14 protein-coding genes are annotated in these 12,189 nt (G+C 64.1%); 10 read left to right on the top strand and 4 right to left on the bottom strand.

Annotated elements, in window-relative coordinates; translation table 11 throughout:
- Positions 1–5: 5 nt before the first annotated feature.
- Positions 6–425, top strand: a complete 420-nt coding sequence (gene ribH, locus ACM61V_RS03700; protein ID WP_137786927.1) for a 6,7-dimethyl-8-ribityllumazine synthase — start codon at positions 6–8, stop codon at positions 423–425.
- A gap of 269 nt (positions 426–694) precedes the next feature.
- Positions 695–898, top strand: coding sequence for a hypothetical protein (locus ACM61V_RS03695; RefSeq protein WP_137786928.1), 204 nt, complete (start codon positions 695–697; stop codon positions 896–898).
- Here the strand turns inward: ACM61V_RS03695 and ACM61V_RS03690 are convergent.
- Positions 868–1,944: an alkene reductase gene (locus ACM61V_RS03690; RefSeq protein WP_419713806.1), complete on the bottom strand. Its 1,077-nt coding sequence runs from the start codon at positions 1,942–1,944 to the stop codon at positions 868–870. The two genes, ACM61V_RS03695 and ACM61V_RS03690, sit on opposite strands and share 31 nt — an antisense overlap.
- Before the next feature lie 62 nt (positions 1,945–2,006).
- Here ACM61V_RS03690 and ACM61V_RS03685 point away from each other — a divergent pair, with 62 nt between their 5' ends.
- From ACM61V_RS03685 to ACM61V_RS03660, 6 genes are read left to right on the top strand one after another with little or no spacing between them, the layout of a single operon-like run.
- Positions 2,007–2,918: a DMT family transporter gene (locus ACM61V_RS03685; protein ID WP_137786930.1), complete on the top strand. Its 912-nt coding sequence runs from the start codon at positions 2,007–2,009 to the stop codon at positions 2,916–2,918.
- On the top strand, positions 2,915–3,571 hold the full coding sequence (locus tag ACM61V_RS03680) for a COQ9 family protein (protein WP_137786931.1): 657 nt from the start codon (positions 2,915–2,917) through the stop codon (positions 3,569–3,571). Before ACM61V_RS03685 ends, ACM61V_RS03680 begins: the two co-directional genes overlap by 4 nt.
- Positions 3,572–3,618: 47 nt before the next feature.
- Positions 3,619–3,870 carry a FeoA family protein gene (locus tag ACM61V_RS03675; RefSeq protein WP_171007587.1) on the top strand — a complete coding sequence of 84 codons (252 nt, stop codon included), beginning with the start codon at positions 3,619–3,621 and terminating at the stop codon, positions 3,868–3,870.
- Entirely contained in the window at positions 3,870–5,729 is a 1,860-nt protein-coding gene (gene feoB, locus ACM61V_RS03670; RefSeq protein ID WP_137786933.1) for a ferrous iron transporter B, read from the top strand. The genes ACM61V_RS03675 and feoB overlap by 1 nt, the downstream gene beginning before the upstream one ends.
- Before the next feature lie 9 nt (positions 5,730–5,738).
- Positions 5,739–6,266: a single-stranded DNA-binding protein gene (ssb, locus tag ACM61V_RS03665; protein WP_137786934.1), complete on the top strand. Its 528-nt coding sequence runs from the start codon at positions 5,739–5,741 to the stop codon at positions 6,264–6,266.
- 29 nt (positions 6,267–6,295) lie between these two features.
- Positions 6,296–7,789, top strand: a complete 1,494-nt coding sequence (locus tag ACM61V_RS03660; RefSeq protein ID WP_419714242.1) for a sensor histidine kinase — start codon at positions 6,296–6,298, stop codon at positions 7,787–7,789.
- On the opposite strand, the gene ACM61V_RS03655 is transcribed toward ACM61V_RS03660, so the two are convergent.
- Genes ACM61V_RS03655 through metX form a run of 3 tightly spaced genes read right to left on the bottom strand, consistent with a single transcriptional unit; the run spans position 7,773 to position 9,944 of the window.
- A complete protein-coding gene (locus tag ACM61V_RS03655) occupies positions 7,773–8,165 on the bottom strand; it encodes a response regulator (RefSeq protein WP_137786935.1) in 393 nt (130 codons plus the stop codon). The two genes, ACM61V_RS03660 and ACM61V_RS03655, sit on opposite strands and share 17 nt — an antisense overlap.
- Positions 8,166–8,193: 28 nt before the next feature.
- Positions 8,194–8,802: a methionine biosynthesis protein MetW gene (metW, locus tag ACM61V_RS03650; RefSeq protein WP_137787090.1), complete on the bottom strand. Its 609-nt coding sequence runs from the start codon at positions 8,800–8,802 to the stop codon at positions 8,194–8,196.
- Positions 8,802–9,944: a homoserine O-acetyltransferase MetX gene (metX, locus tag ACM61V_RS03645; RefSeq protein WP_171007588.1), complete on the bottom strand. Its 1,143-nt coding sequence runs from the start codon at positions 9,942–9,944 to the stop codon at positions 8,802–8,804. Before metX ends, metW begins: the two co-directional genes overlap by 1 nt.
- 236 nt (positions 9,945–10,180) lie before the next feature.
- On the opposite strand from metX, the gene hisC reads away from it, so the two are divergent.
- Together hisC and ACM61V_RS03635 are read left to right on the top strand one after the other, a co-directional pair.
- A complete protein-coding gene (gene hisC, locus ACM61V_RS03640; protein WP_137787092.1) occupies positions 10,181–11,281 on the top strand; it encodes a histidinol-phosphate transaminase in 1,101 nt (366 codons plus the stop codon).
- Positions 11,281–12,189, top strand: coding sequence for a prephenate/arogenate dehydrogenase family protein (locus tag ACM61V_RS03635; RefSeq protein ID WP_137786936.1), 909 nt, complete (start codon positions 11,281–11,283; stop codon positions 12,187–12,189). The genes hisC and ACM61V_RS03635 overlap by 1 nt, the downstream gene beginning before the upstream one ends.

Raw genomic sequence — 12,189 nt, 5'->3', positions numbered from 1 at the left:
CACACATGGCGCGCATTCTCATCGTCGAAGCCCGCTTCTACGATCACCTCAACGACATGCTGATTGCCGGCGCGCGCGCAGCGATCGAGAGCGCCGGGCATCAGGCGGAAGTCGTCACAGTGCCTGGCGCGCTCGAGGTGCCCGGTGCAATTGCTATGGCGGCCGAGTCGGGGCGTTATGACGGCTATGTCGCGCTCGGCGTGGTCATCCGTGGCGAAACCTACCATTTCGAGATCGTCTCGAACGAGAGCGCGCGTGGCATCATGGCGCTGACGATGGACGGCCTTCCGATCGGCAACGGCATCCTGACGACCGAGAATGAGGAACAGGCGATCCGCCGCGCCGATCCGGCCCAGCTCGACAAGGGTGGCGGCGCGGCCCAAGCGGCGCTCGCGATGCTTCAATTGCGCGAACAATTCAGCTGACATGGCGATCGAGCCTCCAGCGCCGCGTTATCGTATGTGGAGCGCGGGCCGTGGCTAGAAGTGATCGATACGCGGGCATCCCGTTCGCCGCCGACTGGTCAAACTGTGCTGGCGTCGATCGCTCGGCATGACCTCGGCGTCGGGCTCGCCGCAGGCCCATCTTTCACAACAATGCGCCGTTACGACGCCAAGGCACGACGGAAAATTCAACTCGATGCGGCGGGCGCCGCCACCTTCGACCGCGGGCGCCTGATCGCGTTTGCGGCAAGATGATCTGGTTAGTTGCGGTGATCTGGCAGCTTGCGCTCTCGGTGCTGGCGCTGTTGCTGTTCGCCCGCAACGGCGTGCCCGCCTGGCCCCGCAGACGCATCAAAGCCTGGCGGGGCCGGTACGTGCGCTGCCCGCGCGTCGCTTCCGTAACGGAAGCGACGCGCGAAGGCGTTCAGGCGACCGAGGCTTCCAGTGCCGGGTAGTCAACATAACCCTCCGGCCCCGGCTGATAGAAGGTTTTCGGATTCGGGGTGTTGAGCGGTGCGCCAAGCTGGAATCGTTCGACCAGATCAGGATTGGCAATGAACAGCCGCCCCCAGCTTATCGCATCGGCGACGCCGGAATCGAGATCGGCCTGCGCTGAAACAGGGGTGTAATCCTGATTGAGCACCAGCGGCTGCCGGAAGGCCTCTCGGATCTTCGGGCTAAGCTTGGGTACATTCGTGCTGCCAAAGGTGCCGTCGGGCGCCTGCTCACGCAATTCCAGAAAGGCGATTCCAAGCGCATCTAGCGCACGCACCGCTGGCAGAAATACTTTTTCAGGAGCGCTGTCGTCAGCGCCTTGCGATTCGCCATTGGGCGACAAGCGGACAGAAGTGCGGCCGGCGCCGATTTCCGCCACCACGCGCTCGGCCGCTTCCCGCAACAGCCGAATGCGGTTTTCAGGCGCGCCGCCATATTCGTCCTCGCGCAGATTGGTGCCGTCGCGCAGGAACTGATCGATGAAATAGCCATTCGCGGCATGGATCTGCACCCCGTCGAACCCTGCCGAGATGGCATTGCGCGCGGCAGCGGCATAATCGTCCAGCGTCTGGCGGATGTCATCCAGCGTCGCCGCACGCGGCTGGTCGTACGGGTTTTTCTCCGGCACGGCGTACGGCGCGCGCAATGTGGAGGAAGATAGAGACTGCAAGCCGGTCACGTCTGGCCGTGCCAGGCGGCCCATGTGCCACAGCTGTGCTATAATCCGTCCGCCCGCGCTATGTACTGCTTCCGTAACAGGCTTCCACGCTTCGACCTGCTCCTCGGTCCAGAGGCCCGGCGCGTTCGGCCAGCCAAGACCCTGCCGGCTAATTCCAGTCGCCTCGCTGATGATAAGACCGGCGCTGGCGCGCTGGCGATAATATTCTATCATCAATTCGGTTGGCACATGATCGCTAGTGGCGCGCGTACGGGTCAGTGGCGCCATGATAATACGGTTGGGCGCGTGGATCGCGCCGAGTGCGATGGGATCGAACAAAGTGGGCATATTTCCCCTTTCGGTTGCTCATTGCTACCTGACGGGACGGACATAGGCAGTTACACCGCGCTATGCATCAAGCCACTACCCCAAGAAAAGCTATCCTTGGCGCAAGCAACCCCACACTCGCGTTCCTTGCCCTCATAGCCGGCAACGTGGCGCTCGCATTCGGGCCGTGGTTCGTCCGGATGACCGACGTTGGTCCGGTCGCGGCAGGATTCTGGCGTATCGCATTGGCTGCGCCGCTGCTGCTGTTGCTCGCAGGGATGACCGGGAGTCGCCCGTTCGCGGAGGCGAAGGGGCTTTGGTGGGTGCTGGGAGGATCCGGGCTGCTATTCGCAGGCGATCTCGGCGCTTGGCACCTCGGTATCCACCATACCAAGCTCGCGAATGCCACCCTGTTGGGCAATTGCGCCTCGCTGATCTATCCGATCTACGGCTTCGTCGTCGCCCGTGCGTGGCCAGCCCGCAGACAGGGCGCCGCACTGGTGATAGCGCTGGTCGGCGCGGTGGTATTGATGGGGCGTTCGGCGCAGGTGTCGCCGCAGAATTTGCTCGGCGATCTGCTATGCGTGGTCGCGGGCGTCCTTTACGCTGGCTATTTCATTTTGATGGCGCGGGCACGGGTGACAATGCTGCCGCTCCCGGCGCTGGCGCTTTCCTCGATCGCCGCTATCCCGCCCCTGTTGATAGCATCGATCGCCCTGGGCGAGAAAGTGATGCCCGGAAGCTGGACCCCACTCGTCACGCTGGCGCTCGCCAGCCAGGTGCTTGGCCAGGGATTGATGATCTATGCGCTGGGTGCGCTCAGCCCGCTGGTCATCGGGCTTGCGCTGCTCGTCCAGCCAATCGTCGCCGCTGCGATCGGTTGGAGCGTCTATAATGAGCGGCTTGCCTTGCCTGACCTTGTCGGCGCGTTGCTGATCGCCGTCGCGCTGGTACTGGTGCGCCGTTCGCCGCGCAGTGATAGGAAGGCTGCATGACCGATCAGACCGACGCCACCCTCGACGAGATCCGTATCGCGCTGGCGCTGCCGATTGCCGCCAATGCCGCGTTCGACGGCTGGGGGGCAGCAGCACGAGATCTTGCTGCCGATTCGCATGAGGTCGACCGAGACATCGCGGCGCTAGCACTGCCCGACGCGCCAGCGATGATCGACGCCTGGTTCGCCGCCATCGACGCGACGATGCTGGCGCAGGTTCCGGTCGAGCGATGCAGCGCGATGAAAATCCGCGAGCGGATCGCGGCGCTCGTCGGCGCAAGGATCGACGCCATTGCGCCACATCGCGAATCGCTGCGACGCGCCTTGGCCATTCTTGCGTTGCCTCAAAACATCGTTCTGGGCACGCGGCTCGGCTGGCGCGCCGCAGATACGATCTGGCGCGCGGCGGGCGATAGCGCCACCGATTACAATCATTATACCAAGCGCTCGATCCTGCTCGGCGTCTATGCCGCAACGATGACGGTACTGCTGGACGACGACAGTGAAGGCCAGGTCGAAACACGCGCCTTCCTCGCCCGTCGGATCGAGGGGATCATGCGGTTCGAAAAGGCGAAGTCCGGCTTTATCCGGCGCACCCGGCATCGGCCCAGTCTATCACGCTTTATCGGCAGACTTCGCTATCCGGTCGCTTGACCTGAAAGGCAATTGATAATCGTTCGCAGCATCGTTAGATCGTAGCCGTGCTCGCGTCCGTTCCCAGCCTCGAATCGCTGCCGCTGCGTCATCGCGGAACGATCGCTGCGATCGCATGGGATCGGCTGGCGGCACCAGAAGCGCGGCGGCTGCGTGAGCTTGGTTTTGACGAGGGCGTCAATGTCGAGGTGCTCCATCGCGCGACTCTCGGGCGTGGGCCGATCGCCTGCCGCATCGGGCGAATGACGGTGGCGCTGCGCCGTTCTGTCGCAGCCGCGATCACCGTTAGCCTCGGATAATGACGACGCTCCCGCTTGTCGCGCTGGTCGGCAATCCCAATGCCGGCAAGAGCGCCCTTTTTAACGCCTTGACCGGCGCGCGGCAAAAGGTGGGCAACTACCCCGGCGTGACCGTCGAGCGGCATTCCGGGCGGCTCGCGCTCGATGACGGCCGCCCGATCGAGCTGGTCGATCTGCCGGGTGCGTACAGTCTCGAGCCATCGTCGCCGGACGAGCGCGTCACTCGCGACGTGGTGACCGGAACGCAAGCCGGCGAGCGGCTGCCTGACGCACTGATCGTGGTGGTGGACGCTGCCAACCTCGACAATCACCTGCGCTTCACGCTGCAGCTCGTCGCACTCGGCCTGCCGGTCGTGGTGGCGCTTAACATGATCGATCTTGCAGAGCGCGACGGGCTCACACTCGATCCTGCGGTGCTTGCACGCGAACTGGGCGTTCCCGTCGTGCCTACGGTGGCGGTGCGCAAACGTGGGCTCGACGCGCTGCGCCGGGAATTGACGCTGGCGATCGATGAAAGTGCAGCCATCGTGTTGCGTCCTTCCGACGGCCGCGTGGAGGAGGATATCGCCGCGCTCCAGCGCCGTGCGAGGGCGATCTCGGCCGGAGCAACGCTCAGCGAGACGCCGGTGCGCCGCTGGACACACCTGCTCGATGCAGTTGCATTGCATCCGGTCGCGGGGCCGATCTTGCTGCTGACATTGCTGTTCATCATGTTCCAGGCGGTGTTCAGCTGGTCTGAAGCGCCGATCAGCCTGATCGAGGATGCGTTCAAGGCGCTGGAAGCTTGGGTCACCTCGCTGATGCCAAACGGCATCCTGCGCTCGCTGATTACCGACGGGGTGATCGCTGGAGTTGGCGCGGTTGTGGTGTTCCTTCCACAAATCCTGATCCTGTTCCTGTTCATCCTGGTGCTGGAGGCGACCGGCTACATGGTTCGCGCCGCGTTCCTGATGGACCGGCTGATGGCCAGCGTCGGGCTATCCGGTCGCGCTTTCATCCCGCTGCTTTCCAGCTTCGCCTGCGCGGTGCCCGGTATCATGGCGACGCGCACGATCGATGACGAAAAGGACAGGCTGACCACGATCCTGATCGCACCGCTGATGACCTGCTCGGCACGGTTGCCGGTATATACGATCATCATCGGCGCGTTCATTCCTAACACCCGGATACTGCCATTCGTGGGGTTGCAGGGGCTGGTGCTGCTGGGGCTGTATTTGATGGGTATCGTCGGCGCTTTCTGCGCTGCGCTGCTGCTTCGCCGGACAGTTACGAAGGGCTCGTCATCCGGCTTCATGATGGAAATGCCGAAATATCAGTGGCCACGCGCCGGTGACGTGTTGCTCGGGCTGTGGAGCCGTGCCGCGATCTTTCTCAAGCGTGCCGGCACGATCATCGCGCTGACAACCGTTATCCTATGGGCTTTGCTGAGTTTCCCCCGCGCACCCGAAGGTCAAAGCCAGGTCGATCATTCGATCGCCGGCCGCATCGCGAGCGGGGTCGAGGTGGTCGTGAAGCCGATCGGCTTCAACCGCGACATCGCGCTGGCGCTGATCCCGGCGATGGCGGCGCGTGAAGTCGCGGTATCGGCGATCGGCACCGTCTATGCCGTGGACGATGCGGAATCGGACAAGGGCAAGGGCACGATCGTGGAGAATCTGCGCCGTCGTTGGTCGCTGCCGACCGCGCTCGCTTTCCTGATGTGGTTTGTATTCGCCCCGCAGTGCATCTCCACGATCGCCGTCACCCGTCGGGAAACGAATGGGTGGAAATGGCCACTCTTCATGATTGGCTATCTCTTCGCCGCCGCCTACATCATGGCAGGAATCACATACTGGCTCGCGGTTGCCGCGGGTCTCTGAGGGGCTCAAATGGCAGGCAGCGTCAACAAGGTAATTCTCGTCGGTAACCTGGGGCGGGATCCCGAATCACGCACGTTTCAGAATGGCGGGAAGGTTGTGAACCTGCGCATTGCCACCTCCGAGACGTGGAAGGATCGCAACAGTGGCGAGCGCAAGGAACGCACCGAGTGGCATTCTGTCGCGATTTTCAATGAAGGTCTCGCCAACGTTGCCGAGCGCTTTCTGCGCAAGGGATCGAAGGTCTATATCGAGGGGCAGCTTCAGACGCGTAAGTGGCAGGACCAGCAAGGTCAGGACCGCTATTCGACCGAAATCGTGCTGCAAGGCTTCAACAGCGTGCTGACGATGCTCGATGGCGCGGCAGGTGCCGGCGGTGCGGCGGCCGGTGGCGGCGGCGGCCGAGACGACTGGGGCGGCGCGAACGATTTCGGCAGCGCCTCGTCAAGTGGCGCCGCAGGGAACAAAGGCGGCGGTGGCGGTTTCGGACAGAGCCGTGGCGGCTTCGCAGAAGACCTCGACGACGATGTTCCGTTCTAAGGAGGCCCGTGTCCGCCATCGCTGATTCCATGCTGGACGAAGTAGCCCGCGCTCGCGCCATGGCCCTCTACGATGTTGCCGGCGCGCGGGACGAGGGGCTCCTGGATGATCTGGTGCGCTTCGCCGGCCAGTTGTGCGATGCGCCGGTCGCGCTTGTCAGTGTGGTGGAAGAGCATTTCCAGCGCTTTATTTCGCGCGTGGGGACGGATCTCACCGAAACGCCGCGCAGTCAGTCTTTCTGCGCATATGCGATGTACGGGCACCAGGTAATGGAGGTGCCTGACGCGCGGGACGACAAGCGCTTCGCTGATAATCCACTGGTTACGGGCGCACCCCATATCCGCTTCTACGCAGGGGCTCCGCTCGTTACCGCCGAGGGCCTGGCGCTGGGCGCGCTGTGCGTGATCGACAACAAGCCGCGCGCGGGCCTTACGGCGCTCCAGCGGGAAGGGATGACGATAGCCGCATCCGCCGCGCTGGGCCGGCTGGTCGAACGCCGGACCGCCCGCGAGGCAGAAGGCGCCCGCGCGGCGCTTGAGGACAGCGAGATCCGTTTCCGCACCCTCGCGGACACGATGCCGCAGATGGTCTGGTCGACTTTACCCGACGGCTACCACGATTATTACAACGCCCGTTGGTACGAGTTCACCGGCATGCCCGAAGGCTCTACCGATGGCGAGGAGTGGAACGGCATGTTCCACCCGGACGATCAGGAGCGTGCGTGGGATAAGTGGCGTTACAGCCTCAAAACCGGCGACCCCTATCAGATCGAATATCGTTTGCGACGTTCGGACGGAACGTACCGCTGGGTTTTGGGCCGCGCGCTGCCGATCCGTGACGGGAGCGGCAATATTTTTCGATGGTTCGGCACTTGCACCGACATCCATGAGCAAAAGCTCGCGCTCGAGGAGCGGGAAATCGTCAGCCAGGAACTGTCCCATCGGATAAAGAACATTTTTTCGGTCGTCTCCGGACTGATCCAGCTAACAGCGCGCACGCGGCCCGAATTCGCTCCCGCCGCCCGCGATCTGCGGGAGCGCGTAACGGCGCTGGGTCGCGCGCACGACTTTATCCGCCCTCATAGCGCCAATTCGCGGCCATCACCTCAGATCGACAGCCTGCAAGCGTTGCTGTGGCAGTTGTTCGAACCCTACCAGGTCGGAGACAATGTCCGCATCGCGATCGCAGGGGGCGAGGTGGCGATCGACGATCGCGCAGCCACACCGATCGCGCTGCTATTTCACGAACTCGCCACTAACGCCGCCAAATACGGCGCGTTGTCACGCAATGACGGCAGCATCGCCCTTGATATTGATTCCGACAACGGGACAACCACCCTAGTCTGGCGCGAAAGCGGCGGCCCGATTATCAAGGCGCCAGAGAATGCTGGCGGCTTTGGAAGTCAACTGATCGAACTTAGCGCTGTCCGCCAGCTTGGCGGTAGTGTTCGCCGTGATTGGCGCCCGGAGGGCCTGGTAGTGGAAATCGCCGTGCCGAGCGCGGCGCTCAGTCGCGCGGCGTAAAGCAGACGAAATCGTGATTGGCTCGATTGACCCCGTCGATCGCCATTGCGGCGGCGGCGCGGATTGCCTCTTCACTGAAAGGTTTGCGGATATAGCCCAGCGCAGCGCTTTCGTTTACGATCTGTGACGGATTGGCGGTGACGAATACCACCTTCACGCCATAATCACGCGCGATGCGCTCCGCGATCGTCGGGCCGGTCGCGCCATCGCGCAGGTTGATATCGACAAAAGCGGCGCAGCAGGTAGGCGCGGCAGCAAGCGCCTCCGTAGCATCGGCAGCGATCGCGCCGACTTCGTAGCCCGCGTCAACCAATATACGCTCAAGATCGAGCGCGACGAAGATTTCGTCCTCGACGATCAGCGCGGTCTTGCTCATTTCCTAATCCAGATCATAGCGATGTAACTTAACAGGCGTCGCGCCCGCCGGTTCCCCGCAACAAAAAGACAGCATGCTCAGCGAGCGCATTTGCCGCCGCCGATGTGGTTTTTCGACCACGTGACAGGAACCACGCGCCTTCCACTGCGATACCGTGCTCGCGAAGATAGGCGCGGAAATCGTCGATCGTCAGATGGTGGATATTCGGCGTGTCGTACCACCGCTCCGGCAGCAGCCGCGTCACCGGCATCCGGCCGCCCCATAACAGCGATAGCCGCACCCGCCAGTGCGCGAAATTGGGGAAGCTGACAAAGGCGCGCTGCCCGATCCGCAGCAACTCACCCAGCACTTTGTCCGGCGCGCGACAGGTCTGCAACGTCTGGCTGAGGATAGCGTAATCAAAGCTGCGCGAAGGGTAGTCGGCGAGATCGGTGTCCGCGTCGCCCTGAATTACCGAAAGCCCGCGACCCACCGCGCTGGCGACATTGCCGGCATTTAGCTCCAGCCCGCGCGCATCGACGCCTTTCGTATCGCGAAGTGCTGCCATCAGCAGGCCATCGCCGCATCCAATATCCAGAACCCGCGAGTCCCGCGCGACATGATCGGCAATCACCGCCAGATCCGGACGAAGCAGGATCATGCCGCACCCCTCATGAAGCCGGCAACGACACGATAGAGCTCTGGCGCGTCCAGCAAAAAGGCATCGTGGCCATAAGGACTGGACAGTTCCATGAAGCTCACCCGGGCACCGGCGGCGTTTAGAGCATGGACGATAGCGCGCGATTCGCGGGTAGGGTAAAGCCAGTCGGTATCGAAGCTGACGAGGCAGAAACGCGATTTGCTCGTGCGGAAAGCGCTGGCGAGCAGGCCTCCATGCTCCTCCGCCAGATCGAAATAATCCATCGCGCGGGTGATGTAGAGATACGAGTTGGCGTCGAACCGATCGACGAAGCTCAGCCCCTGATGGCGCAGATAGCTCTCAACCTGAAAATCGGCATCGAAACCGAAAGACTTCGCGTCGCGGGCTTGTAGCCTACGGCCGAACTTTTCCGTCAGTCCCGCTTCGGAAAGATAGGTGATATGCGCCGCCATCCTCGCCACTGCGAGGCCGGCGGCTGGTTGTGTGCTGCGATAATAGTCGCCGCCGTTCCAGTTCGGATCGGCCATCACCGCCTGGCGCCCGACTTCGTGGAAGGCGATGTTCTGCGCCGAATGGCGCGCCGCCGACGCGATCGCGACGACCGCCTCCACGCGATCGGGGAAGGTTGCCGCCCATGACAGCGCCTGCATGCCCCCCATCGAGCCGCCGACCACCGCGTTCAGCCGCCGCACGCCGAGATGATCGAGCAGCATCGCCTGCGCCCGCACCATATCGCGGATCGTGATGACGGGAAACGCCATCGCATATTCACGGCCGGTCGCCGGATCGATCGTCGCCGGCCCCGAGGAGCCCATGCACGAGCCGAGCACGTTGGCGCACACCACGAACATCCGGTCGGTATCGATCGGCCGCCCCGGCCCCACCATCGCCGTCCACCACCCCGGCTTGCCGGTGCGCGGATGCGGCGAGGCGACATATTGGTCCATCGTCAGCGCGTGGCAGACCAGCACCGCATTGCCGCCATCGGGCGCCAGCGTTCCATAGGTTTCGTATGATATCTCGACGGGCGTCAGTATCCCGCCGCCATCGAGCCTCAGCGGCCCGGGCAGCGCGACATGGCGCCCCGCGCCGAAACGCGGATCATGAGCACCATTCTGACTGGAATTCATCACGGACATTGCACGCCGTCACTGCGTCCATCTCAGGCCATTGACAACCTTTCTCCGTCATCCGGGCATCGCCGACCACAATTCGACCGGGGGAGTTCACCGCTGGCGACACGCGGCGGACCAGCCGGAGACTGCAACTATCGCAGCCTTGCGGTGCCACCCTGAAGCGGTTGCCGAAACAAGGGTGACGGATGCGCGAGCGGCGCGGCATTGCGAAGCCCGTGGGGATCGCTATTGCCGCCACCATGACGAATGCACCCGTTCCCAAGCCGTGGATCATGGAGATCGCGCCCTATATTCCGGGCCGTTCCACCACCGACGACGGCCGCAAGGTGGCCAAGCTCTCGTCGAACGAGAACCCGCTGGGCACCAGCCCCAAGGCGCGCGCCGCCTTTGCCAGCGCCACGACCAGCCTGGAGCGTTATCCCGATGCGAGCGCCACCGAGCTGCGCGATACGCTGGCGTCCAGGCATGGCCTCGATCCGGCCCGAATCATCTACGGCAACGGATCCGACGAGGTGCTGCATCTCGCCGCCGGCGCCTTTGCCGGGCCGGGCGACGAGGTGATCTACGTCAATTACGGCTTCTCGGTCTATCCGATCGCCACCCGGCGCGTCGGCGCGACGCCGGTAGTGGCGCCGGACAAGGATTATGCGACCGACGTGGACGCGATCCTCGCGGCGGTGACCGATCGCACGCGGATCGTTTTCGTCGCCAACCCGAACAATCCCACCGGCACCTATGCCCCGCGCGCCGACATCGAGCGGCTGCACGCCGGGCTGCGCCCCGATATCCTGCTCGTGCTCGATCACGCATATGCCGAATATATCGACGGTGACGACGATGACGGCGGGATGGCGCTGGCGGAGCGCGCGCCGAACGTGCTCGTCACGCGCACCTTCTCGAAGATGTATGGCCTCGCCGCCGAGCGGATCGGCTGGGGCTATGCCGCGCCGGCGATCATCGAGGCGATGCACCGCATCCGCCTGCCCTTCTCGATCACCATCGCGGGCACCGCGGCGGCAGTCGCGGCGGTGGGCGACAGCGATTTCGTCGCCCATACGAAGGCGCATAACGCCAAATGGCGCGCGTGGTTCGCAAGCGAGATCGCCAAGCTCGGCAATGCCGGGCTACGCGCGGTGCCGAGCCAGGCGAACTTCATCCTCGTGCTGTTCGAAGGCGCGTTGACCGCCGAGGCGGCGTACAAGGGGCTGATGGACGCCGGCTATATCGTGCGCTGGCTGCCCGGGCAGGGCCTGCCGCACGGCTTGCGCATCACGATCGGCACCGAGGACGAGACGAAGGGCGTGGTCGCCGCGCTGCGTCGGCTGACGGGCGCGGGCTGATGCTGCCTTTCGCACGCGTCACCATCATCGGGCTGGGGCTGATCGGCTCATCGGTGGCGCGCGCGGTGCGCCAGGCGATGCCGACGGTGCGGCTGACCGGGCATGATGCGAGCGCGGCGGTGCGCGAGGCGGTGCGCCGGCTCGGTCTGGTCGACGACGTGACCGATACGCCCGGCGCCGCCGTGACCGATGCCGACCTCGTCATCCTGTGCGTGCCGGTCGGCGTGATGGGGGCGGTCGCCGCCGAGATCGCGGCAGACCTTCCCGCCGATGCGATCGTCAGCGACGTGGGCTCGAGCAAGGAGTTCGTCGCCCGGGCGCTGACCGAGGCATTGCCCGACGCGATCATCGTTCCCGCCCATCCGGTCGCGGGAACGGAAAAGAGCGGGCCGGAAGCCGGCTTCGCTTCGCTGTTTCATGGCCGCTGGTGCATCGTCACCCCGCTGCCGGGCGGCGATCCGGTCGCGGCGGAGCGCGTGGCGGAATTCTGGCGACGGCTCGGCAGCGATGTCGAGACGATGGCCCCCGAGCATCATGACCGCGTACTGGCGATCACGAGCCACCTGCCACACCTGATCGCCTACACGATCGTGGGCACCGCCAACGATCTCGCCGAGGTCACCGAATCCGAGGTTATCAAATTCTCGGCCGGCGGCTTCCGCGATTTCACCCGCATCGCCGCCTCCGACCCGACGATGTGGCGCGACGTGTTCCTCAGCAACAAGGAAGCGGTGCTGGAAATGCTCCAGCGCTTCAGCGAGGATCTGTCACAGTTGCAGCGCGCGATCCGCTGGGGCGATGGCGACACCTTGTTCAACCATTTCGCCCAGACCCGCGCGATCCGCCGCTCGATCGTCGATCAGGGGCAGGATGACGCCGCCGCCGATTTCGGCCGGAAGCACGGCTGA

This window comes from Sphingomonas sp. TX0543 (genome assembly GCF_048565505.1).
Lineage (GTDB): Bacteria > Pseudomonadota > Alphaproteobacteria > Sphingomonadales > Sphingomonadaceae > Sphingomonas.
The sequence above is the reverse complement of the archived record's forward strand: the minus strand, read 5'-3'. Positions and strand labels throughout refer to the sequence as shown.